We start from the raw sequence: 25,649 nt of genomic DNA, 5'->3' as shown, positions 1-25,649 counted from the left end.
TAAAAAAAGCGCCCCAATCGGGACGCTTTTTTCTTCTGCTTAGTTAATTCATTAAGCAGTCAATTCTTTTACTGCAGCTACTACAGCTTCAGTTGTAATACCAAAGAATTGGAACAAATCTTTCGCTGGTGCTGACTCACCATAAGTTGACATACCAATTACTTTGCCATCAAGACCAACAAACTTCCACCAGTAGTCAACATGAGCTGCTTCAACCGCAACACGTGCACGGATATGAGCTGGTAATACAGCTGCACGATATGCAGCGTCTTGTTTCATAAACTCTTCTGCACATGGCATAGAAACTACACGCACACCTTCAAGCTGAGCATAAGCTTCCATTGCTAAAGAAACTTCAGAACCAGTAGCAATAATAATTGCTTTCAACTCGCCTTTCTCTTGAGCAAGAACATAACCACCTTTTGCTGCATTCTGAATTTGTTCTTCAGTACGCGTTTGGAATGGCAAGTTTTGACGAGAGAAAATAAGTGCTGTAGGGCCATCTTTACGCTCTAAAGCAGATTTCCATGCAATTGCTGTTTCAACAGTATCAGCAGGACGCCAAGTATTTAAGTTTGGTGTACCACGTAAAGAAGCAATTTGTTCAATTGGTTGGTGTGTTGGACCATCTTCACCTAAACCAATTGAGTCATGTGTATAAACATGAATTACACGTTGTTTCATCAATGCAGACATACGCACTGCGTTACGTGCATATTCCATAAACATTAAGAATGTTGCCACGTAAGGAATGAAACCGCCATGTAATGCAACACCATTTGCAATTGCAGTCATACCAAACTCACGTACACCATAGTACACGTAGTTACCAGCTGGGTTTTCTTGAACACCTTGGCAACCTTTCCAAAGTGTTAAGTTAGAACCAGCCAAGTCCGCAGAACCACCTAATAATTCAGGTAATAAAGGACCAAATGCTTGTAATGTATTTTGACTTGCTTTACGAGTTGCTACAGTTTCAGCTTTAGCATTTGTCTCACGAATAAACGCATCTGCTTGAGCTGAAAACTCTGCTGGTAAATCACCGTTAATACGACGAAGTAACTCAGCTGCTTCTGTAGGATATTTTGCTTGGTATTGAGCAAATACTTCATTCCAAGCTGCTTCAGCTTCATTACCTTTTGCTTTAGCATCCCATGCAGCATATACATCAGCAGGAATAACAAATGCTTCTTCAGTCCAACCTAAAGCTTCACGAGTTAAGGTAATTTCATCTTTACCTAACGGCGCACCGTGACAATCTTCTTTACCTTGTTTGTTTGGAGAACCTAAACCAATAATTGTTTTACAAATAATAATCGTTGGTTTTTGAGTTTCAGCTTTAGCTTCAACTGTTGCTTGACGAATAGCATCAGCATCATGGCCATCTACACGAAGAACTTGCCAGCCATAAGCTTTGAAACGCTCTTCAGTATCATCACTAAACCAGCCTTCTACTTCACCATCAATCGAAATGCCGTTGTCATCATAATAAGCAATCAATTTACCAAGCTGTAAAGTACCTGCCAATGAACATACTTCGTGAGAAATACCTTCCATCAAACAGCCGTCACCCAAGAAACAATAAGTGAAGTGATCAACTACTTTTAAATCATCTTTATTGAATTGAGCAGCTAAAGTTTTTTCAGCCAATGCAAAGCCAACAGCATTTGCAATACCTTGACCTAAAGGACCAGTCGTTGTTTCGATGCCTGGTGCATAACCATATTCAGGGTGACCAGGAGTTTTTGAATGCAATTGACGGAATTGTTTTAAATCTTCAATTGAAAGATCATAACCTGTTAAATGAAGCAAAGCATATTGCAACATTGAACCATGACCATTTGACAAAACAAAACGGTCACGGTTTGCCCATTGTGGATTAGTTGGGTTGTGATTTAAAAACTCGCGCCAGACGACATCAGCAATATCTGCCATCCCCATTGGAGCACCTGGATGCCCTGAGTTTGCCTGTTGCACAGCATCCATTGCCAATACACGAATTGCGTTTGCAATACGACGTTCGTTTAAAGGGGTCGTCATAGATCAGAATCCAATTTTAATAGATTGATGAAAAGAAGATGATGAATAACCATTCAATGCCGCTATATTGTCTTAAAAAAACGCCTAGGGGTAAACCCCAACACGGTATATTTCTTTATTTTTAACCTTTTCTTGGTTACTCAAAAAACATTTAGCTTCTTAAGCTGTGTAAAACAATACTATTTATGGGTAGTTCTATCCTCAACATTTGTCGAGATACCCCCCTTTGATCAGCATATAAAGTTATATTTATTAGACCTCTTGCGAAAGTCGTTATTGCAAGTTCATCCGATTTACCAGTGCAGCGATTAAGTTAATGCGTAAACCGAATCTTTTCCGTCTATTTCGATAGCGTTCACTTAATATTCTAAATGTTTTCAATTGACTATTAATATGTTCGATCACAACTCGTATTTTTCCAATCATTTTATTGTACTTTTTCTCAACATCAAATAAGGGTAAATTCTTCTTTTTCTTTATTGGCATCAATAATTTAAAGCCATCTTGCTCTAATCCGTAGTACCCTAAATCGGTCATAACATATTTACAATGTTTGAATTTTTTAACCGTTCTTCTTGCCAATTTAATGTCATGCTGACTGCCATTCGATATATCTAGCCCTATGATTTGTTTGCTGTTCGGATGATAGATCACTTGTGCTTTTAGCGTATGTTTCTTCTTTTTACCACTGTAGAACTTACTCTGATTTTTTTTTCGGACGTTCTATTGAACATTCTGTCGCATCAATAATGACCCAGTTAAACTGTTCGTCTGCTGTGGTAATGCTTCGTTTTGGCAGAGTAAACCGTCTTGATTTCATCAATGCATCTTCAACCTTTTTAATGGTTCGATTCACATTACTTTCAGCGATATGGTAATTTGCAGCCAACTCCAATTGAGTGCTGTAATTCCGTAAGTAATTGAGTGTTAATAATAATTGATCCTCTATAGCTAAAGTATGAGGACGCCCAGATTTCTTTTTAAGTGATTCTACTTCTTTTAAAACTTCGATCATTTCACTAAAAACTGGTCGAGGTACACCAACCAAGCGCTGGAATTCAGAATCTGAAAAACGATTTAATTTCTGATATCTCATGAAATTTAGATTGAGGTGGTTTTTACTTTCGCAAGAGGTCTATTCTGTTTAATTATAGTCTTTCGCTTCATAGTCGAAATTTTTTGGTTAATATTTAATAAAATCAAATGTTTAAAATTTAGACATTTTTTTAAATTTTTTATATAAAAATAATTAATTTTCATCTAGCTATATCAATTTCCCTGATACTCTTATCAATTAAAACATAGTAGAAATGAAAGAAATTCATGCTTTTTAGTCAGTATGAACTGGTCCTCAAGCTCAAGTCGATGTAACATATTATGTCTTTTTGAAATAACCAAGATAGGACTTTCATGCGCGAGTACGCTGTTTTTACCTCGGAATCTGTAAGCGAAGGTCATCCCGATAAAATGGCCGACCAAATTAGCGACGCTATTTTGGATGCAATCTTAAAAGAAGACCCATACGCACGTGTTGCTTGTGAAACACTGGTAAAAACAGGCGCTGTTGTACTTGCAGGTGAAATCACAACAACTGCGAATATTGATGTAGAAGCTGTAGTTCGCCAAACTGTTAACGGTATCGGCTATCACCATTCAGATCTAGGCTTTGATGGATCAACTTGTGCCGTAATCAACATGATTGGTAAACAATCACCTGAGATTGCACAAGGTGTAGATCGCCAAAAACCTGAAGATCAAGGTGCTGGTGACCAAGGTTTAATGTTTGGTTATGCAAGTCGCGAAACTGACGTGCTTATGCCAGCTCCTATTTCTTATGCTCACCGTTTAATGGAGCGTCAAGCTGAGCTCCGTCGTTCAGGTGCATTACCATGGTTACGTCCAGATGCAAAAAGTCAGGTTACTTTTGCGTATGAAAATGGCAAGCCTGTACGTTTAGACGCAGTAGTACTTTCTACTCAACATGATCCTGAAATTACTCAAACTCAGCTTAAAGAAGCTGTAATTGAAGAAATTATCAAACCGATCATCCCTGCTGAAATGTTCCATGCAGCCACTAAATTCCATATTAACCCGACTGGTATGTTTGTTATCGGTGGCCCTGTAGGTGACTGTGGTTTAACAGGTCGTAAAATCATTGTTGATACTTATGGTGGTATGGCTCGTCACGGCGGTGGTGCATTCTCTGGTAAAGATCCATCTAAAGTAGACCGTTCAGCTGCTTACGCTGGTCGTTATGTTGCTAAAAATATTGTTGCGGCTGGTCTTGCTGACAAATGTGAAATTCAGGTGAGTTATGCAATTGGTGTTGCAGAACCAACTTCTATTTCAATCAATACTTTTGGTACTGCAAAAGTTTCTGATGAGTTAATTATCCAATTAGTACGTGAGCATTTTGATTTACGTCCATTTGGTATTACTCGTATGCTTAACTTAATTCAACCAATGTATAAACAGACAGCTGCTTACGGTCATTTTGGTCGTGAAGGTTCAGATTCTGCATTCACATGGGAAAAAACTGACAAAGTTGAAGTACTTAAAGATGCTGCGGGCCTTTAGGCCCTATATATTAAAAGCCCGCTTAATGCGGGCTTTTTTATTATTTTTTATATTTTGTTAAAATTAAGCAATAAACTTTCCAACACACATTATTTAAAAGTATGTAGCAAATTAAGCACTACTACTGTTTCGTAGTTTTATCACCTTCATTTAGTACATCTAATAAAGTCGATTGGGTAGGTGTATCCTGATGATTTTGTATATAAATATGGACAACTTTGAATACAACAACTACTGCCAAACAAGCCATCACACAAAACATCCATAACCCATAAGGACTACGAATATGATGTGAACCACAATATGGACATGATTTGTCAGTTGATGCCACAACTTTGTCACAACACGCACAATGATATTGATATAGCATAGGTAACCCTCCTTCCCTCACTTCAACCGTTGTTGTTTTAATAGGTTTGCTACAATTTTTAATTTATACATCCTTTATATTTATCCTATGTGAAATGAAAAGAGAATTCAATCTGAATGAACAATGCGTTCATTTTTAAAAACTTTAGTTTATACAATGAGATAAATTAAATATTATTTTTTCTATACTATTTTTCTTATTTTGATATTTTGCTGAATTTGTTAAAATACATGAATAGTTCATTTTCTAGGCCAATCCATGTCACACACCCAACTCATTAATAAAGGTGGCTTTCGTGAAAGAGCCAATAGAAGCCGGAAATATCAACAATCTGAAAACAAGCAGACAGCTCTACCTTCAAACAAGTATCAACCTCAGACGAAGTCAGAAGAAAATTCAACTGTAATAGCTCAAGCTGGAACAGATAATGCTGATTGTTCAAATTAATAATCGATAGAATATTAAAAAAGGCCTAATCATTTAAGATTTAGGCCTTTTATTTTTATATAAGGAATTAATCAATCCTTATTTTTATGTTCAATTTTCTTATGGTCTGGGGTAACTTCTCTCGCTTCGCCATCGATAATGCTGGAGTCACCACGGTATTGATTGCCACCTTGTGAGTTCTGCATATCCTGCATTTGACGCATTAAATCAGCAAATGGGTTTTGACCAGCACCTGCTCCGCCCATGCCACCCATCATTTTTTCCATCATTGCTTGCTGACGCTTTGCAAGTGTTCTCATTGCGATATTACGAAACGCAGTTTGCACGCCTGGAATTAGAATTAAAAGCGCTAACACATCAGATACCACACCAGGCACCATCAATAAAAAACCTGCAAAAGCATATGCTAGTTTTTTAGTTACTGTCGGATCACTGCCTAATTGCCCGGTCATCTGCATTTGTTGTAATTGCGGCATAATACCAGCCGTACTTTTGCGAATAAGCGTAAGACCAATAAAGAAAGCAATAATGAACCAGAAAAACACATACCATCCACTGATGAACTGTGCTACGCCAATCCATACGGCAATTTCAACAATCGCGCCCAGAACCACAATAAGAAGTAAATTCATGTAAAACTTTATCTATCTCAAAAAGAAAATTCATTGCAGTTTTAGCTATCTAATCCATGAACCATTTTCAGTTGAAAATACGGATTAAAGAGCTTGTAGTGAAGCTTAGGCAATGTTTTCTTTTAACCTAAAAACATGGCTAAACCCAAATGCTGCAATACTATTAATAAGACTGATTTAAATTAATAAAATAGCCATACTTTATTATTAATGAGTGCTATAACAACTTTATCAAGTGTTTTTTCTACAAGATTGTAATTTTTTCATAAATTGAGCTCTTTTATTATATGAAATAAGTGGTTTTACATGAAAAGAGATTAGAACTATTAGGTATTTTATAAATCCATGCTATGACTCAGTTCAAATTTTCTTACTTTGAACTGAGCCGTTGTCTACCCAAAAATTCAATAATTTATCCATCCACTGGTTCAAATGGTGTATTTAAAATTAGCTGATAAAATGCAGCATCTAACCATTGTCCAAATTTAAAGCCTACCTGTTTAAAAGTACCTGCATGTGTGAACCCGAGTTTTTCGTGGAGTCCAATACTGGCTTGATTTGTCGCATCAATACAACCAATCAATACATGAATCTGAGCCTCTTGAGCCCGCTGAATTAACGCTTGCATTAAAACTTTACTTAAACCACAGCCCCGATGTTCATGATGAATATAGATACTATGCTCAACCGTATACTTATAAGCCGGAAAAGCTCTGAAAGCTCCCCAACTAGCAAATCCTAATAACTTACCTGACTCATCTACAGCCCCGATTACAGGAAAACTATTTCCGGTTTTTACCGAAAACCAAGTTTTCATTGAATCAAGCGAACGCGGTACATAGTCATACAATGCTGTAGAATTAACAATTGCCTCATTTAAAATCTCTAATATAGCTGCCGCATGTTCTGCTTCATTACAATCAATTAAACGAAAATTAGAATCGAGGGAATAGTTCATGAAGATTCCTTAAGAGCAGACACGAGTTGATTAGAGACGACTAAAATATAGCGAGCGACTTGTGATGAATTATTGCTATATATGACAGGTTGATCTAATTGCATAGCTAAGCAATCCCCTTCGCCCAATGCATAAGAGTTTTTGCCCAGTTGAATATCAATTTGCCCTTCAACTACCCAAATTTGCTGTTGTACTACTTTAGAGCTTTCACTAATTTCATACGTAATTCGAGCATGAGGAGGGAATTCAATTTCAACAATTTGAAATGGTAGTTTTAAATTTGGTGGTGAGACAGTACGGCGAACATATCCAGTTTCCGGATCTTGCCACTCAGCTTGTTCATTTCGGCAAATAAATGGTTGAGGAGATGGACTAGTTGTTTCGTTCGTAAAAATTTTAGTTAAAGGTACTTCTAGACCATTGGCTAGTTTTTCAAGAACAACTGCCGTTGGACTCGTTTCCCCTCTTTCAATTAAAGAAATAGCTGAACGGCTAACTTGGCATCGGGCAGCTAGCACATCCAAAGTATATCCACGTGCTAAACGCAGCTCTCGTATTCGATGTGCAATCCTGATGTTGATATCATCCATCGACCAGACTCAATTCCATATTTATAGATAAGCATTCCATTAAACTAGAATTGTATCAAGTGATCTTAGACCAATTACGATTAAGGTCCAAAAAGTACCTAACAAAATATACATCAGTAGGGTTAGAAATCGAAAAATAACCATTTATATCAGCATTGGTTAAATTACTTATGCAGAACCTTTTTGGCTATGCAACAATACTCTCTAAACTATTTATGTAAGTCTACACATGGCATTGATTATTGGAATTGACCCAGGTTCACGCTTAACAGGTTACGGAATCATTGAAAAAGATGGTAGTAAACTACGTTTTGTCGATGCTGGTACAATCCGAACAGAAACTCAAGAAATGCCAGAGCGCTTAAAGCGTATTTTCGCTGGCGTTGAGCGAATTGTGAAATTTCATGGCCCAACTGAAGCTGCGGTTGAACAAGTTTTTATGGCACAAAATCCGGACTCTGCTTTAAAACTAGGGCAAGCCCGAGGAGCTGCAATAGCCGCCTTAGTTAATTTAGATTTACAAGTTGCAGAATATACAGCCCGTCAAATAAAACAATCCGTAGTGGGTTATGGTGCTGCCGATAAAGAGCAAGTACAAATGATGGTCATGCGTTTACTCAACCTAACTATTAAACCTCAAGCCGATGCAGCTGATGCTCTTGCTGCTGCGATTTGCCATGCCCATGCTTCAGGAAGTATGAGTAAACTTTCTGTCTTGAATGCTTTAGGTGGTATGGCACGTGGACGCAGCCGTTCGAGTAGCCGTAGACGTTAAAGCTTTATTGATTATTTACTACTCGAGTAATTGCCTGATTCATTTCATAAGCTTGTAAACCACGTATTCCGTTTTTTGCCAGTTGGTCCCCTGCCTGAGCATGAAGAGTTACAATCTCATGTAATGCAATACCTTTGTGGAACTGGGCTTTTAAGCTTGTGATCATACCCGCTAATATGTCTCCCATGCCGCCCGTTCCCATACCAGCATTACCTTGGGTACAAATATATAACTTATTCTCTAAAATTAAGCTGCCAGCACCTTTCAGCACCCATTGAGCCGCATATTTTTGTTGCAACGCATAAATAGCAGTAATTCGGTCATTTTCAATTTTCGCTGTAGAACAATCCAATAAAGTAGCGGCTTCTCCGGGATGTGGAGTTGCATAAATATGTGCACCCAATTTTTTAGGTTGTTTGGCAAGAAACCATAGTGCATCTGCATCTAATACAACCTCCAAATGTGAGTCATGATTTAAATAATCGAACCACTGTTGATAGATTTGCTGTGCCCATTCATCACGCCCTAAGCCCATGCCAAAACATACTGCATCAACCTGAGATAAAATCTCTTTAATACTGTTTTCATCGAAATTATTAATGTCACGAAGCATAATATTTGGAGCTCTCGACAAAATAGCCTGATGATGGTTTCGGTGACAAACTACCGTAACTTTGCCTGCTCCTGCATGAAAGGCAGCTTCAGCAGCCATAATGACAGCCCCGCCCATTTGCTCATGACCACCTATCACCAAAACATGTCCATAACTTCCCTTATGACCAAAAGCCAAACGTTTAGGAAGTCTGATATGTGTTGGCGTCAAGTAAGCAAGAGGTTTCAGGTCTTGGTCTACTGGAATTAAATTAATTAAATGAATTTTCCCCGCATACTCTTTACCTTGGCCTGTAAATAATCCAGCTTTAAGCCCTAAAACAGTAAATGTATGATCAACCCTTACAGCACAAGGTAAGACTCGTCCTGTATTTGCATGTAAGCCACTTGGTATATCAATTGAAATTTTTAACCCAGCTTGCTCGTTAAACTGTTGAATAGAATGTTGCCAATAATCATTTAACTCTCGATTTAAACCAATCCCAAATAACGCATCAATATGACAATCAAATGTTCTGTGTACCTCAAAACCTTGATGTATTTGGACATGATTTGCCTTAGCAAAATGGGCAGCATGGTGTAAATCGGCTGACTCGCCCAATTCGGCCGCAAATATTTCAACATATAACCCTGCTTCCTTGAGATAACTTGCTATAAAGTAGCCATCACCAGCGTTATTACCTTGTCCACACCAAACAGCAATATTCTTAATATCTTGGTTTTGAAAAAGTACAATGAGTTGTTGAGTGATTGACCAAGCTGCTTGTTGCATTAAGCCTAATGATGAGTTTTGCGCAGCAAACCAACGTTGCTCCCATGCCTGGATATCTTGGCTATGGTAAACTACTGCCTGCATATTCTTATCCTCTTGCATTTTTCGGTTTTATGACATCTTCCAACACATCACGCATTGCAGTGCAACAAATTGATCCACATGAATTAAAAGCATGGATCAAAGCTCAAGCATTAGACTTGGGTTTTGCTGATTGTGTCATTGCAAAACCAGATGCTCAAGAGCAAATGCCACGTTTTTTAGAGTACCTTGAACGTGGTTATCATGCAGATATGACATACCTAGAAGAAAATTTGGAAAAGCGGGCTGATCCGACTCTATTAGTTCCTGGTACAAAAAGTATTATTTGCGTGCGTATGAATTATTTGGTGGAATCACCAAAGCCAAGATATGTACCTTTTGAACCCAACTCTGCGATTATCGCCCGTTATGCTCGTGGTCGTGATTACCATAAGGTGATGCGAGGCAGATTAAAAACATTAGCTACACGTATCCGTGAAAAAGTGGGAGATTTTGAATCTCGCCCTTTTGCAGACTCCGCACCGATATTTGAAAAATCATTAGCTGAAAGTGCTGGAATGGGCTGGACAGGTAAACATACTTTGCTCATTCATAAAAAGTCAGGTTCTTTCTTTGTCTTAGGTGAACTATTTACATCACTCGACTTACCTTTTGATAAACCTGCAACATCTCACTGTGGTTCTTGTAGTGCTTGTATTGATATTTGCCCAACTCAAGCGATTGTCGAACCTTATATGTTAGATGCTAGACGCTGTATTGCTTATTTAACAATCGAATATAAGGGAATTATTGATGAAGAATTACGTGCAGGTATTGGTAACCGAATATTTGGTTGTGATGACTGTCAATTAATTTGCCCGTGGAATAGCTTTGCTAAGACAGCTTCTATTACTGACTTTAACCCTAGACATGGTTTAGATAATATTAGTCTGCTTGATATCTGGCAGTGGGATGAAGCTACTTTTTTAGCCAATACAGAAGGTAGCCCAATACGACGCACAGGTTATCAGTCATTTAAGCGCAATATTGCTATCGGTTTAGGCAATGCACCGTACTCAAAAGAAATTGTAGATCAGCTACACAAAGGCAAAAATTTACATGACGAAATCGTCAATGTGCATATTGATTGGGCAATTGAACAGCAACTTAATCAACTTCAGCTCTCAAATTAAAAAAATGATGTTTTTTGCCCTATAGCTTTAATACGAATTCTGTATGATTATGTACAGTGAATTAATGCCATCATCATGGATATGACAATGACTCTACGTAATGATTGGACTCGTGAAGAAATCCAAGCTCTATATGAACAACCTTTTTTGGATTTAGTTTTTAAGGCTCAGCAAGTACACCGTGAGCACTTCACTGCCAATACAATTCAGGTCAGCACCCTTTTATCGATTAAAACGGGTAAATGTCCTGAAGATTGCAAATATTGCTCTCAATCTGCACATTACGATTCAAAATTAGAAGCAGAAAAACGTATTGCTGTTGAAAAAGTAATTAGCGAAGCAAAAGCTGCAAAAGATTCAGGTTCATCTCGTTTTTGTATGGGTGCTGCTTGGCGTAACCCACATGAACGCGATATGCCATATGTTTTAGAAATGGTACGTGAAGTTAAAGCATTAGGTATGGAAACCTGTATGACATTAGGTATGCTTAACCAATCACAAGCAGAACGCCTAAAAGATGCTGGTTTAGATTATTACAACCATAACCTAGATACTTCTCGTGAATACTATTCTCACATTATTAGCACACGTACTTTTGATGACCGTTTGAATACTCTGGATTATGTACGCCAAGCAGGTATGAAAGTATGTAGTGGTGGTATTGTTGGTTTGGGTGAAAGCCGTGAAGATCGAATCGGTTTATTACACGAGTTAGCAACCTTACCTATTCACCCAGAATCTGTGCCAATTAACATGCTTGTACCAATTGAAGGTACACCTCTAGCTGATGTTGAAAAACTAGATGTTATTGAATGGATCCGCACCATTGCGGTAGCACGTATTGTTATGCCGCATAGTTATATTCGTTTATCTGCTGGTCGTGAATCTTTAAGTGATTCAGATCAAGCTTTAGCATTTATGGCAGGTGCGAACTCACTGTTTTCGGGTGATAAATTGCTTACCACTCCAAATGCAGGTGAAGGTAAAGACCAAGCATTATTTAACAAACTTGGTTTAACTGCTGAAAAGCCAAAGCCAACTGTTTCTGATTTATCAGTAGATGCAATGAGTGCTTAACAGCATCAAGAATAAAAAAGCCCTGATCATTCAGGGCTTTTTTATTCATACAGAAGTTACTAATATTCCATAAGTAGCATTCAGGAAAGTTCCAACTCGAATAATATCCCTACCTGCTGCATGTGTAACCGATAATTCTTGGCTCAATACATCAAACTGAAAAGATTCAAAAACATCTTGATGGTTTAAAAGCCATAGAATGGTATCTGAAATATTTTCATCTGCGATATAAGTCAAAGCTTTGTAGTCTTTGCTCATGAATAACTCAAATAAAAAAAACAAGCAAATTTTATCTGAGATATTCAAAGCTTAAAAGAAATTTCCTTAGGCCGCTTTAGGGTTCACTAATGAGTGACCTGACAATAAGCTATTTAACGCTTTAGGTGAAAACTCTAAAGAAAGTACATGGCTCTTTAAATTAATCGAGTGTCTACTAATCAATGGCAAAAGCCCTTCTTCAGTTTCTAAAACATACTCATCAACAATATTCAAAATACCTTCCAAATTCGTTGTGCTAGATGCTAAGTCATGACTAAAGACGTCATAAATTGTTTGTAAGTTAAACGTCGTGTTCTGTTCTGTAGGATGTTTAAGTAAATAGTCCTTTAAGAATAAGACTAATTTATGAGCAAAGAAAAAATAATTCGGTTTATAACTGTATTTCATGCTGTTCATGGAAACAAACTCCAGAAGATCTTTTATTGAATCACAACTAAAACACTAGGAATTAAACCTTAAAAAATTCTTAAAAAAATAATTATGTTTATATAAGATACACAAAATAAATTTATTAATAAAAACAAAAAGTTAATCAAACAATATATACACATTTTATAAAGAAAAACTTAACTCAATTAAATTCAATAACTTAAATTAAACTTATTATCAATTTATTTTAAATAAAATAAATTTAATATATTTTACCATGTGGTATAAATCTAAATTACAAATCAATTATTCATTAAAAAATAACCAAACAAAATACATAAAAATATAATGTAATTCTTGTTTTTTAATTTAAAGGTGCTATATTTCCACCGCGTTACTTGATCAGAATAAAAGCACTGAAAAGTAATTAATCTATATTTATAGGATATTTCGGGGAATTCATGAAAAAATTTATTTTTATAGCGGTAGCTTCACTTTTTAATATTACAACAGTACAAGCAGCTGATGGTACGATTACTATTAATGGTCTAGTAACTGATAATACTTGTACGATTGAAACAGGTGATAAAAACCTTACAGTGAATTTACCAACAGTATCATCTCAATCTTTAAAAAATGTAGGAGATGTTGCTGGTCGTACACCTTTTCAAATTAATCTAACAAATTGCGCTTCTGCTGGAAAAGTTGCGACTTATTTTGAACCAGGAGCAACGGTTGATTTTAATACTGGACGTTTATTAAACCAAGCCACTTCTGGTGCAGCTGCTAATGTCAATATTCAACTATTAGGAAGCAATAACGCAGTAATTCCTGTACTTGCTAAAGGGGTTTCCGGTGCACAAGATAACTCTCAATGGGTAAATGTTTCTGCTGGTGGTAATGCGGATCTTAATTATTATGCTGAATATTATGCTACTGGTGTATCTACTGCGGGTACTGTAACTTCGCAAGTAAAATACACGATTATTTATCAATAATTTAAAGCCAGCTTCTATTATTAAATAGAAGCTCTATTTCATCTATTATTTATTATTGAGAATATGACTCATGCTTTTTCGTGGTCGTAAATTTTTTTGGGGAATGGCTTGCCTTCAAGCAGTACTTGCTAGTATAGGACATGCTGAAATAATACTGCATGGTACACGCGTAATATATCCATCGGATGCTCGAGAAGTTAGCTTACAACTAAGCAACAATGGTACAACACCCTCACTTGTTCAAGCTTGGATTGATGATGGAAATTCAAAATCGACTCCCGATGAGTCGAATGTACCCTTTATTATTACACCTCCTATTTCCAGAGTCGAACCCACTAAAGGCCAAACCTTACGAATTACTGCACTACCAAGTGCTTCTCAATTAAATCAAAATAAAGAAAGTATTTTCTGGCTTAACGTATTAGATATTCCACCAAAACCAGAAGGGAAAAAACAAGTAAATAATGAACCACTACCTAATAATTTTCTTCAATTAGCGATTCGATCACAAATTAAATTTTTTTATCGGCCAGCAAATTTAAAAGAAAATATTGATACATTTAGTGAAAAAATTCATTGGGTGAAAAATGGGGAAATATTGCTTATTAAGAACCCTACTCCCTTCTACATTACAATGAGCTCAATTTTTCAAGAAGTAAATCATCAAAAAATAGATTTATTAAAACAAGGTTTAATGCTTTCTCCTTTTTCAGAAGACCAGATAAAACTTAAAAATAGCAATATAACGAATATGAGCTTTGTTTATATAAATGATTACGGCGGGCGAATTGAACAAACAATAAAGTTCTAAGCTTATTTACCTTTTTTGAAATTTAAACACCTATTTATGAATAGGCACAAAGACTATGTCAGAATGGTTCATACCCAGTACATGCTTTAAAAAGCGCACTAGTTATTATCTAGTATTAAGTATAGCGATTAATGTGCCATTAACTGTATATGCATCAGACAATATGAGTGGGCAAAATATACTAAAAGCTGACTTTGATACTAACTTTTTAGTAGGAAATGCACAGAAAATTGACATTGGTCGATTTAAATACGGCAACCCTATTTTACCTGGTGAATATAGTCTGGATGTATATATTAATGGCCAATGGCTAGGTAAACGAAAGTTTCTTTTTAAAACTACAAATTCGAATGAAAATGCAAAAACCTGTTTTACAGCAGATATGCTTTTAGAATATGGCGTTAAAACAGAAATTATTCATCGGGAAGCCAATAATTTACCTACCTGTAATGATCTAGAAAAATGGGTTAATGATGCTTTTTATCAATTTGATACCTCGCGTCTGAGACTTGATATTTCGATCCCTCAGGTTGCTTTGCAAAAAAATGCTCAAGGATACGTCGACCCACGTTTATGGGATCGGGGTATAAACGCTGCTTTTTTTGCATACAATGCTTCTGCATATCGTATTGTAAGTAATGACCATGAAACAAATCATGCTTTTATGGGTACAAACGTCGGGATAAATCTCTATGACTGGCAATTACGCCATAGTGGGCAGTGGAAATGGCAAGATCATAACGAAATTCCAAAAAAGACTTCTTTCTATACATCAAACAATACATATGCCCAAAAAGCATTTCCTAAGTTTAATAGTGTCGTTACTTTAGGTGATTACTTTACCAATAGTAATTTTTTTGATGCCTTACCTTATCGCGGAATTAACGTAGCAAGTGATGATCGCATGCTGCCTAACAGCATGCTTGGATATGCGCCACAAATTCGGGGTTATGCAAAGACTAATGCAAAAGTTGAAGTGCGCCAACAGGGAAATTTAATTTATCAAACTACTGTTACTCCTGGAAGTTTTGAAATTAATGATCTTTATCCGACAGGTTTTGGTGGTGAACTACAAGTTTCTATATACGAGACGAATGGAGAGATTCAAAAGTTCTCTATTCCCTATGCTTCTGTAGTAGAGATGCTTCGCCCAAAGATGAGTCGTTATTCTTTTACTCTAGGACAATTTAGAGATGCTAATATCAATTTAAATCCATGGCTAGTACAAGGTAAATATCAACGAGGCATTAATAACTATTTAACAAGTTATACTGGGTTTCAGGCAACCGAACACTACCAGTCTTTTCTGATAGGTAGCGCATTTGCAACTCCAATTGGTGCAATTGCAGTTGATGCAACTCAATCGAAAGCTAATTTTGATCAAAAACCAACACTAAAAGGGCAAAGTTACCGTTTAAGTTATAATCGACTATTTACGCCAACGAATACAAATTTAACTTTAGCAACCTACAGATACTCGACCGAAAATTATTTGAAATTAAGAGATTCAATTTTAATTCAAGATTTACAACAACGAAATATTGATAGTTTTTCTGTAGGAAAACAAAAAAGTGAATTTCAGATCACATTAAATCAAAGTCTTCCAAATCAATGGGGCAATTTTTATTTAGTGGGTTCATGGATTAATTACTGGAATCAGCCTAATCGCAATCAACAATTTCAATTTGGTTATAGTAATCAATTTAAAGATTTGACTTACAGCATTTCTGCAATTACTCATGAGCTTGATCTCGAAGATCAACAGACTAGTCACGAAACGCAGTATTTATTGTCTTTGTCTTTTCCACTCAAATTTAAGAAAAACACAATTAATTTTAATAGCTCTATTTCTGAAGATAGCAAAACTGTAGGGATGAGTGGTTATATCGGAAACCGCTTTGATTATGGCACGTCCGTTTCATACCTAGATCAAGGACAAAGCAGTGTAAATATTAATGGTACCTACCGTAGTAATTACACAACTATAGGTGCGTCATTTAGCCAATCCGATGCATATCAGCAGGAAATGATCAATTTAAATGGAAGTGTGGTTGCTCATTCTCAAGGGCTTTTATTTGGACCAGATCAAGTGCAAACCATGGTATTGGTCTATGCCCCCGAAGCCACAGGTGCCCGAGTCGGCAATACATCTGGACTAAACATTAATAAACATGGTTATGCTGTAATCCCTTATGTTACGCCCTATCGCTTAAATGACATTAGCCTTGACCCTCAAGGGATGCCATCAAATGTTGAACTTTCAGAAACAAGTCACCGTATTGCACCTTATGCAGGATCAATAACCAGAGTCAATTTCTCCACAAAAACGGGCTATGCACTTTTTATTAGTACTCAAACTCCTAATGGTGGTCACCTACCATTTGCTGCACAAGTGTTTAACCAGAATAACGAAGTAGTTGGAATGGTAGCCCAAGGTAGTCGTATTTATTTACGTACGCCCCTGTCTCATGATCATCTTTATGTGAAGTGGGGAGAAAGTAATACCGAAGAATGTCAACTTGAATATGACATTCAATCAAAAATCTCACAGGAAAAACAATCAATTATTATGACAGAGGCAATCTGCAAATGAAAAAAATACTTATTCAAAGTGGTTTATTAATCACTAATTTCTTTATTTACAACCAAGCAAATGCAAACTGTACTTTAAGTAAAGGTTTTACTACAGTTGATATTCCAATAACGATTGGCACCATTGTGGTTCGTCCAAATGATCCTGTAGGCACAGTTTTACAAAAGAATACTTTTACCATTTCACCCAATAATTCTACTGCAACGTGTAACCGCCCTGGTGACCAAATTATAGCGGCTCTACCTCTAAATTATCCAATTAGTCCAATAGGCAATAATGTTTACGCCACAAATATACCGGGTATAGGTATTCGAATTTACCGTGAGGCAACTGACTCTTCAAACTCTTCTGTTTATTACCCTTATAAGCTTACATTGACACCTCATACAGCATATACACTTTCGCCAGGCTATATTGTTTTGGAAGTGATTAAAACTGCTACCACTACTGGTTCTGGTGCATTAGTGGCTGGCCGTTATAGTACTTACTATGTAACAGGTCAACAAAATCGCCCCTTCTTAACAACTACAGTATTAGGTAGTTCACCTATTCTCATTGCATCATCATCTTGTGAAATTCAAAATGGTGTAGATACGGTTGTTGAACTTCCGACTGTGACAAAATCAGGCTTTCGAGCTATCGGAACAACTCAAGGTGAGAAAAACTTTAACCTATCCATTCTTTGTAATGGTGGCGAGAATAACTCCGGTATACCTACAAGTAACACATTGAGTTTAAGCTTTGACTACAATTCCGATGCTGCAAACAGTCAGGTTATTAGTAATAGTGCTGCTGAATCAACTAAAGCGAACGGTGTTGGTGTAGAACTTCTATGGAATATGAATGGTGCAAATAGTACGATTCAAAAAGGAAATAAACTAGGTATTGGTACTATAGGCTCCAACCAAACAGTTCAATATGATGTGCCATTAACTGCACGTTACTACCAAACTGCTGCCAATGTAACGGCGGGAGAAGTCAAAGCTAATGCCACCGTCACGATTCAATATGATTAGAGGCAATTTCATTCTTTCTGACTACTGAATCTTAAGAAGAGGTAGTTAGATACGTTGAAGAATAAAGTTATTTTGACTAATTTTTAACTAATACTAAAAGAATCATTTTTTGATATAAATTATTTTTTAAATTTTACTAACAAATAAATTAAAAAAATGCTCATAAGCGAATAAAGCCAATGAGCATTAGTGATAACCACTTAACCTGAAATACAAATTGTGGGAAATAGATCACAATTTGCATGACTATAATTTCAAAATTTAGCTTAAATATCAAGTCTTTTTTTTAACAAAAGTTTGATAAAACTATTTAACCAGTTAATTTTAAACAAAAATTAATTAAAAATAAAATTTAGAATCCCTATTCTACAGACTTTCTAAAGAATTATCATTCGATTAATTAAGAAAATATGAATTTTATAGAGATTAATGTGCAGTAAAATTAAAAAGTGGTTTAGGTAGAATGTTTGAGTTAAAGCCCTAACTTCAAATTATGTAATTCTCTGAACTATAAAGCTTTACATAACCTATAAGAAAAAAAACATAAACAAATCGGGAAATATTCTTCAATTACAGCCTAAATCCCAGTTTTTATTACAAAACAGCATGCTTATTTTTTGGAAAATCTTTTGTATTTTATTATTAAGTTTAGGGGCTTTCGGAGTTGGTTTAGGTATTAGTCATTTAGACTTTTTCTTATTTTTTATTGGGATACTTTTTCTATTGTGTTTTTTTCTAGCCCTAAAGCAAGCGCGTGAAGATGCAGGGATTTTCCCGGATGAATAAAAATTTCTTTTGATCCTAGACAGTATCGTGGACAACAAATCCCTCTAAATTCTTAAAATATTTCTTCTCAAAGGCTTCAGGGCTTAACCAGCCATTTGCAGAATGTCTTCTGACCCGATTGTAATAAATCTCAATATAGTCAAACAAGACAGCATTCGCTTCTTTTCGAGTGGCAAACACACTGCCATGGACCACATGACCTTTCAATGTATGAAAGAAGCTTTCAGTCACTGCATTATCCCAACAGTTTCCACGTCTAGACATACTCTGAGTACAATCATTTGTCAGTAACAGCGCTCTAAAATCACGACTACAGTACTGTGAACCTTGGTCCGAATGAACCATAACACCAGTTGGATAACCCTGACGAGCCATTGCATAGTTAAACGTATCACACACCAACTGGCGGTCTATTCGATGGCTGGTTTGCCACCCCACGATACGACGACTAAATAGATCCAGCATCACACATAAATACAGCCAACCTTGCTTGGTACGGATATAGGTAATATCCGTTGTCCAAACCTTGTTAGGCTGAATGACTGTAAATTGACGCTCTAACAGATTGGGTGCTGTAGGCAAACGATGGTTTGAATCAGTCGTATGCTTGTATTTACGCGCAATCCTGCTGCGTAAACCCAGATTTTTCAGCATTCTTCCAACAGTGCGTTCACTCATGCTGTAACCTAAATCATGCATGTCATGTACCAATGAAGGTGCACCCAATCGTGCATGATGCTGCCAATATACGGCTTTTAAATCATTATATTTCTCTACCGTATTGGCCTGACGTTTTCGCCAGGCATAATAGCCTGAAGTGCTGACACCTAGGTATTTACAGGCAGAAGATACCGTGACTTCATTCATATCTAGATCTTGAATTACCGTGTACTTTTCTTGGCATGATCTGTTAGAAAGTACACATGCGCTTTTTTTAAGATGTCATTGGCTTCCTTGAGCTGTTTGACTTCTTTCTCTAATTCCAAGATCCGCTGTTGTTCTGGTGAAAGTTGACGTTTGCTTGAACCCACTGGATTGGTTTCACGAATCCATTTGTCTAAAGTTGAATAACCCACACCTAATTTCTGGGCGATTGCAGCTATAGGCTCGTGTGAGTTTGAAAGTGCATAATCAATTGCTTGCTGTTTAAATTCAGCACTAAAACGTTTGGCCATTTCTTGGATCTCCAAAGTTAACGTTACGTTATCTTTAGAGGGAAGTACTGTCCATTATTTTGGCTAGGATCATTTAATTTAATAGGTACATAAGGAAAAACAGAGTTAAACAAAATTTAAAATTAAACTCTAAATGGTTCAAAACAATTCAAAAGAAAATCCATCACTACTCTTACCACAGGACTACTCCTTAGATCTTCATGGATGACCAACCAAATTTCAGCGCTCATCGGGTCATTATCTGGTAATTTTATCAAATTGCCTTGTTGGCCTAAAAAGTCAGGTAGAACGGCTAAACCTACTCCGCCGCATGCAGCTCTCCATTGCAACTCAGGATGATTAGTAACCATGAGCGGGTCTTTATTATTCAATTTTTCTTTTAATTTTTGTTGTTTCTGTCCATGTACACCACCGACCTCCACACTAATCCACTCATAATTTTCTTGATTCGTTGAAGCCAAATAACTTGGAGTAGCATATATTCCAAAAGGGATTTCTCCGACTTTACGAGCAACTAAATATTCATCTTTAGGTCGCCCAAATCTTACGGCAATGTCAGCCTCTCTATGCTGCAAAGATACATAATGAACATCTCCAAGTACACGCAGTTTTAATTGTGGATAATGACGATAAAACTTTCCGAGATGAGGCATGATTAGATGAGCAGCAGTTAACGGAGGCATACTAATAGAAACAGTCCCCGTAACCTCCTGCTGTCCAGCCAGAGCAAGTCGCTCAATTGAAAATGTCTCTTCCATCATACGTGCCACTACTTGGGCAAGCTGCTCGCCTTCAGATGTTAAAACGTAAGTGCGGGGTCTACGATCAACTAATTTTAATTTTAAGCTCTGTTCTAACTGAGCAATTCTTCTTGCAACAGTGGCATGGTCAACCCTTAACTTTCTTGCCGCAGCTGAAAGTGATTTTTCTTCAGAAAAAACTGAAAAATAATGTAAATTTTCCCAATCTATCATTGTGCAAATTTTCACATTAGAGATGAATTAATATGGAATTGTACACCTTTAAGTGATTACTCAGAATAGAGACATTCTTTTTCGGAGCCCTATCATGAATAAAACGGTGGTTTATGCCTACACAGGTGTTGTAATAACGATGCTTTTTTGGGGCTCAGCATTTAATGCGATGTCTTATATTATCCAATCGATGCCTCCTCTTTCGGCAGCAGCTGAGCGTTTTACGCTTGCAAGCCTTGCTCTATTTATTATTTTTGCGGCCATGGGAAAATTACGTTGGGCTACTTTTCAGCAGAATTTATTTATCTATCTTATTATTGGAATTATAGGGATTGCTGGTTTTAATATAGGTTGTTTCTATGGCTTGCAAACAACATCAGCAGTCAATGGTGCCTTAATCATGGCAACCACACCATTGATCACTCTACTGCTAGCAATTTTACTTGATGGAGAAAAATTAACACTTCCTAAATTTATCGGAGTTGTATTTGGTTTAAGTGGTGTGCTTTTCGTTATTAGCCATGGGCATATTTCCACGTTACTTCATTTAAAAATAGCAATTGGTGACTTTTATATCTTACTTGGTGGTATCAGTTTTTGTTTAGCCAATGTGTTATCACGCCGGTATGTAAAAAATGCTACGCCTCTAGAAACTACAACGTTCTCTATGCTGTTCAGAGGTGGATCAGGAAATTTGAACAACACTTATAAGTGATATTTTGCTCCCCAAATGATGTTATAAACATCAATATATGGAGTATTTTATGGCACGTAGACCAAGAAGAAATCATTCAAATGATTTTAAAGCTAAGGTAGCACTTGCTGCGATTAAAGCAGAAAAAACACTTGCTGAATTGAGTGCTGAATTTGATGTTCATCAAAACCAAATTATCGACTGGAAAAATCAACTGATTTCAGCTTCCTCGCAAGCTTTCGATCAATCAAAAGCTCCAACAGAACCACCCATCGATCTAAAAAAACTACATGCAAAAATCGGTGAGCAGGCATTAGAAATTGATTTTTTAGAAGGTGTGTTGAAGAAACTGGGCCGCTTCAACCACAAAAGTTAATCGATGACTCACTTCAGATTTCAGTATCTAAGCAAGCTCAGCTGCTGAAAGTCTCCCGTGGTTGTTATTACTATCGCCCAAAACCTGTGAGTGCATCAGATCTGAAGCTGATGCGGTGTATGGATGAGTTACATATGCAATACCCTTTTGCAGGTAGCCGTATGATGCGTGATTTGTTGAATCGTCAAGGACATCATATAGGACGACGTCATACACGTACTTTAATGAAGAAAATGGGCATTAATGCGTTATATTGCAAACCAAATTTAAGCCAGGCTAATCAAGCTCACCGCAAATATCCATATCTGCTCAAAGGATTGGCTATTCAGCGCAGTAATCAAGTGTGGTCTACGGATATAACGTATATCCCTATGGCAAAAGGCTTTGTTTATTTATGTGCTGTGATTGATTGGCATAGCCGCAAGGTACTTGCGCATAGAGTATCGATTAGTATGGAGGTTACATTTTGCATAGAAACATTAAATGAAGCTATTGAAAAATATGGTCGACCTGAAATATTTAATACAGACCAAGGCAGTCAGTTTACCAGTGATGCATTTATTGATGTATTGAAATCAAATGACATCCAAATCAGCATGGATGGTAAAGGTCGATGGGTTGATAATGTGATGGTTGAACGATTATGGCGGAGCGTTAAATATGAAGAGGTGTATCTCAAAGCCTACAGCAATGTTTTGGATGCGAAGAAGCAATTAAACGCATATTTTGAATTTTATAATTTGAAACGACCTCATTCGAGTCTGGACAAAATGACTCCAGATGAGTTTTACTATGACCAGCTACCACAACAAAATAAGGTAGCTTAACTAGAGCAGAGTATCACTTATAAATAAGCTTTTAGTTGTTCAAACATGTGGGACCACCTCTGTTCGGTGCTTTGACTCTAATCATACTAAGTCTAATTTTCGAGCACCCATTTAAAGCAGTTGTTATGGCGCCTATTACTGCACACTTAGCTATGGGATACGTCATTATTTGCTCTACTATGATTGCTTATTTATTTTGGTTTAACGGCATTCAAAAACTAGGCGCAGGTAGAGCATCAATCTTTTTTAACTTTGTTCCAGTTTTTAGTATGTTAGTTGCAATGTTAGCTGGTCAAACACTTAATATCTGGCAAATTATAGGTACTGCTTTAGTTATGCTAGGCGTGCTAAGTAGTAGCGGCTTTATTCAAATTAAACGCCGTCCTGCACTTATAACCAAGCCTTGTACTAAATAGTGATCACACAAATTCATCTTAATTATTGCGTTGTAACAAACAATGTATGTTTCTTTAAAACTTAACAAATGGCTGCCATATATAGTTTTAAAAACACAACAAGGAGAAATTAAGATGAATTTGGATTTTACAACAATCGAAAAACAGGCCCAATTGCTCAAAGAAGAGCAAGAGAAATTAGAACAGAAAGATCATGATTTTCAGTTAGCTTTAGACAAGCACCGAGAAGCATTAAAAGACTTATTTAAAGAACTATTTCACGATCGAGAAATTAAAACAGAAAAAGGAGGTCAATTTTGTGTCATATTTGGTGATTTTAAAATTTCTTTATTAATTGAAACAGCCAAATTTGAAAATGGTGTGCCCGTTAAATTAAACTCTGTGAACCCAATTATCGTTAAATTTAAGAAAGATAAACCAGTTGCCAAAGCTCAATTTTCCGATGCGACGCAATATCTAGATAGTGCATTTCAAACACCGCATTATCAGTACTACTATAAGCACGATGATAAAACCCAATTAGTTAAATTTTCGGAGTTACCCGTATTTTTTCAAGCCATTCTTGATGCTGAAGTCTAATTATCTGCCCTCATTAGAGGGCTTTTTTTATAGATTTTATTTACCGCTCACTTTCTCATCTTTATAAAAACACTCACCTCACCAGTCTACTGTTCTCACCACATCTAAATTTATGAGTACAAAAAATTAAAGCAATGATTTACCGAAACCATTGCTTCTTTTTGAAATAGCTTGTATATACATGTTTATATTTGTTTGTACAAAATGGATTCTAATAAAAGAAAAGCTCTTAAAGGATAAGGAGAGTGTTATGGACTCATCAACTGGAACATCGAAAAGTGGGTTTGTTGAAAACCGAAGTATTGACTTTATTCCTGAAAATGAAAGGCATGGCAGTATATTCGCCCAATTTACACTTTGGTTTGGTGCCAATTTACAGATTACAGCTATTGTCACGGGTGCATTAGCTGTCGTATTAGGTGGTGATGTATTTTGGTCAATCATTGGCTTATTTATTGGACAATGCTTTGGTGCTGCTGTCATGGCCTTGCATGCAGCTCAGGGACCCAAACTTGGCCTTCCCCAAATGATTTCCAGTCGGGTTCAATTTGGAGTGTATGGTGCATGTATTCCCATTATTCTGGTTTGCCTGATGTATATTGGCTTTACCGCAACTGGTGAAGTACTCGCTGGTAAAGCAATTGCACACCTTGCACAAGTCAGTAATACAACAGGTATTTTAATCTATGCTTGTTTTATTATTTTATTTGCAACTATTGGCTATCGCTTAATTCACTGGGTAGGAAAAGTCGCAAGTGTCATAGGTTTAATAGCTTTTATTATTATCCTTACTCAAATTTTAGCTCTCTCGAATATTTCAGAATTGCTTGCTGTACGCCATTTTAGCTGGCCATCTTTTTTATTGGCAGTTTCTCTTTCTGCTTCTTGGCAAATTTCATTCGGACCTTATGTAGCAGATTATTCTCGTTATTTACCTACAAAGACCTCTTCAAATCGGGTGTTTTGGGCAGTTGGCCTTGGGTCTTTAGTAGGTTCTCAAATTTCAATGATGCTTGGTGTATTCATTGCTCAAGTCTCGAATGGTGGTTTTGTTGGCAATGAAGTTCAGTACGTTGTAGGCATGAATCCAATCGCTCTTGTGATTACTTTTTTATATTTTAGTATTGCATTTGGAAAGGTCACTTTATCTACACTCAATGCTTATGGCAGTTTTATGTGTATTGCGACCATTTGGAACAGCTTTAAACCAAGTGCTCAAATTTCAAAATTAACGCGACTTACAATTGTTCTTGCAATGGTAATTATCTCAACATTTATTGCAGTTGTAGGTGAACATACTTTTTTAAGCGCATTCAAATCTTTTATTTTATTTCTTCTGACATTTTTCATTCCTTGGAGTGCAATTAATTTAGTTGATTACTATTTTATTTCTAAAGAAGAATGCGATGTAGATGCCTTATATGACCCAAATGGTAAATATGGCCGCTGGAACACGATTGGAATCGCTTGTTATTGTATTGGTATCTTACTTCAGTTGCCCTTTATTGATAGTAAATTCTATAAAGGACAAATTGCCGAAATGTTGGGTGGAGTCGATTTATCCTGGTTAGTGGGATTGTTATCCACTGCAGTTTTATATTATGTACTTGCCAAAAGAGCTCAAATAAAAATTTCAAAAGCTCTTGAACTTGAACGAGTAAAATAATGTGAAGACGAGATATCAAAGTCTAA

The 25,649-nt window shown here is 36.6% G+C and carries 24 protein-coding genes and 2 pseudogenes; 15 read left to right on the top strand and 11 right to left on the bottom strand.

The annotated features are described in order from the left end of the window. Window positions 1-51: 51 nt before the first annotated feature. Together tkt and CSB87_RS18075 are read right to left on the bottom strand one after the other, a co-directional pair. The gene (gene tkt, locus CSB87_RS18080) at window positions 52-2,040 is read right to left on the bottom strand and encodes a transketolase (protein ID WP_004887520.1); all 1,989 of its coding nucleotides are present in this window, start codon (window positions 2,038-2,040) and stop codon (window positions 52-54) included. Between the two features lie 273 nt (window positions 2,041-2,313). Continuing rightward, a protein-coding gene (locus tag CSB87_RS18075; protein WP_076611894.1) for an IS5-like element ISAba27 family transposase occupies window positions 2,314-3,136 on the bottom strand; the annotation gives its coding sequence in 2 pieces (ribosomal slippage) (window positions 2,314-2,754 and window positions 2,756-3,136; 822 coding nt in all). A 314-nt stretch (window positions 3,137-3,450) separates the two neighbouring features. Here CSB87_RS18075 and metK point away from each other — a divergent pair. Continuing rightward, the gene (metK, locus tag CSB87_RS18070) at window positions 3,451-4,617 is read left to right on the top strand and encodes a methionine adenosyltransferase (RefSeq protein ID WP_002049844.1); all 1,167 of its coding nucleotides are present in this window, start codon (window positions 3,451-3,453) and stop codon (window positions 4,615-4,617) included. A 121-nt stretch (window positions 4,618-4,738) separates the two neighbouring features. Here metK and CSB87_RS19975 read toward each other — a convergent pair whose 3' ends face one another. After that, the gene (locus tag CSB87_RS19975; RefSeq protein WP_004702072.1) at window positions 4,739-4,987 is read right to left on the bottom strand and encodes a hypothetical protein; all 249 of its coding nucleotides are present in this window, start codon (window positions 4,985-4,987) and stop codon (window positions 4,739-4,741) included. A gap of 258 nt (window positions 4,988-5,245) precedes the next feature. Between CSB87_RS19975 and CSB87_RS18060 the strand changes: the two genes are divergently transcribed. Next, complete coding sequence (locus CSB87_RS18060; protein ID WP_002050045.1) at window positions 5,246-5,434, top strand: hypothetical protein; 189 nt, start codon at window positions 5,246-5,248, stop codon at window positions 5,432-5,434. A gap of 71 nt (window positions 5,435-5,505) precedes the next feature. Here CSB87_RS18060 and CSB87_RS18055 read toward each other — a convergent pair whose 3' ends face one another. The 3 genes from CSB87_RS18055 to CSB87_RS18045 form a co-directional block, all read right to left on the bottom strand. Further along, a complete protein-coding gene (locus CSB87_RS18055; protein WP_004887522.1) occupies window positions 5,506-6,066 on the bottom strand; it encodes an FxsA family protein in 561 nt (186 codons plus the stop codon). A 412-nt stretch (window positions 6,067-6,478) separates the two neighbouring features. Continuing rightward, a complete protein-coding gene (locus CSB87_RS18050) occupies window positions 6,479-7,024 on the bottom strand; it encodes a GNAT family N-acetyltransferase (RefSeq protein ID WP_004709178.1) in 546 nt (181 codons plus the stop codon). Then, complete coding sequence (locus tag CSB87_RS18045; protein ID WP_004887524.1) at window positions 7,021-7,614, bottom strand: helix-turn-helix domain-containing protein; 594 nt, start codon at window positions 7,612-7,614, stop codon at window positions 7,021-7,023. The genes CSB87_RS18050 and CSB87_RS18045 overlap by 4 nt, the downstream gene beginning before the upstream one ends. 229 nt (window positions 7,615-7,843) lie before the next feature. Between CSB87_RS18045 and ruvC the strand changes: the two genes are divergently transcribed. Then, window positions 7,844-8,389, top strand: coding sequence for a crossover junction endodeoxyribonuclease RuvC (gene ruvC, locus CSB87_RS18040; RefSeq protein ID WP_002050094.1), 546 nt, complete (start codon window positions 7,844-7,846; stop codon window positions 8,387-8,389). 4 nt (window positions 8,390-8,393) lie between these two features. Here the strand turns inward: ruvC and CSB87_RS18035 are convergent, their stop codons facing one another. Then, on the bottom strand, window positions 8,394-9,857 hold the full coding sequence (locus CSB87_RS18035; RefSeq protein WP_004887526.1) for a bifunctional ADP-dependent NAD(P)H-hydrate dehydratase/NAD(P)H-hydrate epimerase: 1,464 nt from the start codon (window positions 9,855-9,857) through the stop codon (window positions 8,394-8,396). Window positions 9,858-9,886: 29 nt separating this feature from the next. Between CSB87_RS18035 and queG the strand changes: the two genes are divergently transcribed. Together queG and bioB are read left to right on the top strand one after the other, a co-directional pair. After that, complete coding sequence (gene queG / locus CSB87_RS18030; RefSeq protein ID WP_004887528.1) at window positions 9,887-10,987, top strand: tRNA epoxyqueuosine(34) reductase QueG; 1,101 nt, start codon at window positions 9,887-9,889, stop codon at window positions 10,985-10,987. An 87-nt stretch (window positions 10,988-11,074) separates the two neighbouring features. Beyond that, on the top strand, window positions 11,075-12,064 hold the full coding sequence (bioB, locus tag CSB87_RS18025) for a biotin synthase BioB (protein ID WP_002049782.1): 990 nt from the start codon (window positions 11,075-11,077) through the stop codon (window positions 12,062-12,064). Window positions 12,065-12,109: 45 nt separating this feature from the next. Here the strand turns inward: bioB and CSB87_RS18020 are convergent, their stop codons facing one another. Both CSB87_RS18020 and CSB87_RS18015 read right to left on the bottom strand, forming a co-directional pair. Continuing rightward, entirely contained in the window at window positions 12,110-12,322 is a 213-nt protein-coding gene (locus tag CSB87_RS18020; protein ID WP_002050123.1) for a hypothetical protein, read from the bottom strand. 66 nt (window positions 12,323-12,388) lie between these two features. Next, window positions 12,389-12,739, bottom strand: a complete 351-nt coding sequence (locus CSB87_RS18015) for a hypothetical protein (protein ID WP_002049957.1) — start codon at window positions 12,737-12,739, stop codon at window positions 12,389-12,391. A 434-nt stretch (window positions 12,740-13,173) separates the two neighbouring features. Between CSB87_RS18015 and CSB87_RS18010 the strand changes: the two genes are divergently transcribed. The 5 genes from CSB87_RS18010 (at window position 13,174) to CSB87_RS17985 (ending at window position 18,916) form a co-directional block, all read left to right on the top strand. Further along, complete coding sequence (locus CSB87_RS18010; protein ID WP_006580773.1) at window positions 13,174-13,710, top strand: fimbrial protein; 537 nt, start codon at window positions 13,174-13,176, stop codon at window positions 13,708-13,710. A gap of 70 nt (window positions 13,711-13,780) precedes the next feature. Next, entirely contained in the window at window positions 13,781-14,521 is a 741-nt protein-coding gene (locus CSB87_RS18005) for a molecular chaperone (RefSeq protein ID WP_106105125.1), read from the top strand. Between the two features lie 55 nt (window positions 14,522-14,576). Further along, window positions 14,577-17,114, top strand: a complete 2,538-nt coding sequence (locus tag CSB87_RS18000) for a fimbria/pilus outer membrane usher protein (protein ID WP_020992220.1) — start codon at window positions 14,577-14,579, stop codon at window positions 17,112-17,114. Next, entirely contained in the window at window positions 17,111-18,130 is a 1,020-nt protein-coding gene (locus tag CSB87_RS17995; RefSeq protein ID WP_004887537.1) for a fimbrial protein, read from the top strand. The genes CSB87_RS18000 and CSB87_RS17995 overlap by 4 nt, the downstream gene beginning before the upstream one ends. 606 nt (window positions 18,131-18,736) lie before the next feature. Further along, window positions 18,737-18,916 carry a hypothetical protein gene (locus tag CSB87_RS17985; protein ID WP_002049890.1) on the top strand — a complete coding sequence of 60 codons (180 nt, stop codon included), beginning with the start codon at window positions 18,737-18,739 and terminating at the stop codon, window positions 18,914-18,916. Between the two features lie 15 nt (window positions 18,917-18,931). On the opposite strand, the gene CSB87_RS17980 is transcribed toward CSB87_RS17985, so the two are convergent. Further along, a protein-coding gene (locus CSB87_RS17980) for an IS3 family transposase (RefSeq protein ID WP_085945698.1) occupies window positions 18,932-20,091 on the bottom strand; the annotation gives its coding sequence in 2 pieces (ribosomal slippage) (window positions 18,932-19,857 and window positions 19,857-20,091; 1,161 coding nt in all). A gap of 122 nt (window positions 20,092-20,213) precedes the next feature. Further along, the gene (locus CSB87_RS17975) at window positions 20,214-21,065 is read right to left on the bottom strand and encodes a LysR family transcriptional regulator (protein WP_002050142.1); all 852 of its coding nucleotides are present in this window, start codon (window positions 21,063-21,065) and stop codon (window positions 20,214-20,216) included. A 94-nt stretch (window positions 21,066-21,159) separates the two neighbouring features. Between CSB87_RS17975 and CSB87_RS17970 the strand changes: the two are divergent. From CSB87_RS17970 to CSB87_RS17950, 5 genes and pseudogenes are all read left to right on the top strand, one after another. Continuing rightward, window positions 21,160-21,741: pseudogene (locus CSB87_RS17970) on the top strand (DMT family transporter); the annotation flags it as partial. Window positions 21,742-21,817: 76 nt separating this feature from the next. Further along, window positions 21,818-22,962, top strand: a protein-coding gene (locus tag CSB87_RS17965; RefSeq protein WP_085944219.1) for an IS3 family transposase whose coding sequence is annotated in 2 segments (ribosomal slippage) — window positions 21,818-22,082 and window positions 22,082-22,962 — 1,146 coding nt in all. Because the reading frame shifts where the segments join, the coding sequence is not laid out codon by codon here. A gap of 65 nt (window positions 22,963-23,027) precedes the next feature. Next, window positions 23,028-23,378, top strand: a pseudogene (locus tag CSB87_RS17960) (EamA family transporter); the annotation flags it as partial. Between the two features lie 114 nt (window positions 23,379-23,492). After that, complete coding sequence (locus CSB87_RS17955; RefSeq protein WP_004887541.1) at window positions 23,493-23,957, top strand: hypothetical protein; 465 nt, start codon at window positions 23,493-23,495, stop codon at window positions 23,955-23,957. A gap of 250 nt (window positions 23,958-24,207) precedes the next feature. Then, window positions 24,208-25,623, top strand: a complete 1,416-nt coding sequence (locus CSB87_RS17950) for a purine-cytosine permease family protein (protein WP_004887543.1) — start codon at window positions 24,208-24,210, stop codon at window positions 25,621-25,623. The last annotated feature ends 26 nt before the right edge of the window (window positions 25,624-25,649 follow it).

This window comes from Acinetobacter sp. AR_0276 (assembly GCF_003000705.1).
In the GTDB taxonomy this organism is placed as follows: Bacteria; Pseudomonadota; Gammaproteobacteria; order Pseudomonadales; family Moraxellaceae; genus Acinetobacter; species Acinetobacter nosocomialis.
The sequence above is the reverse complement of the archived record's forward strand: the minus strand, read 5'-3'. Positions and strand labels throughout refer to the sequence as shown.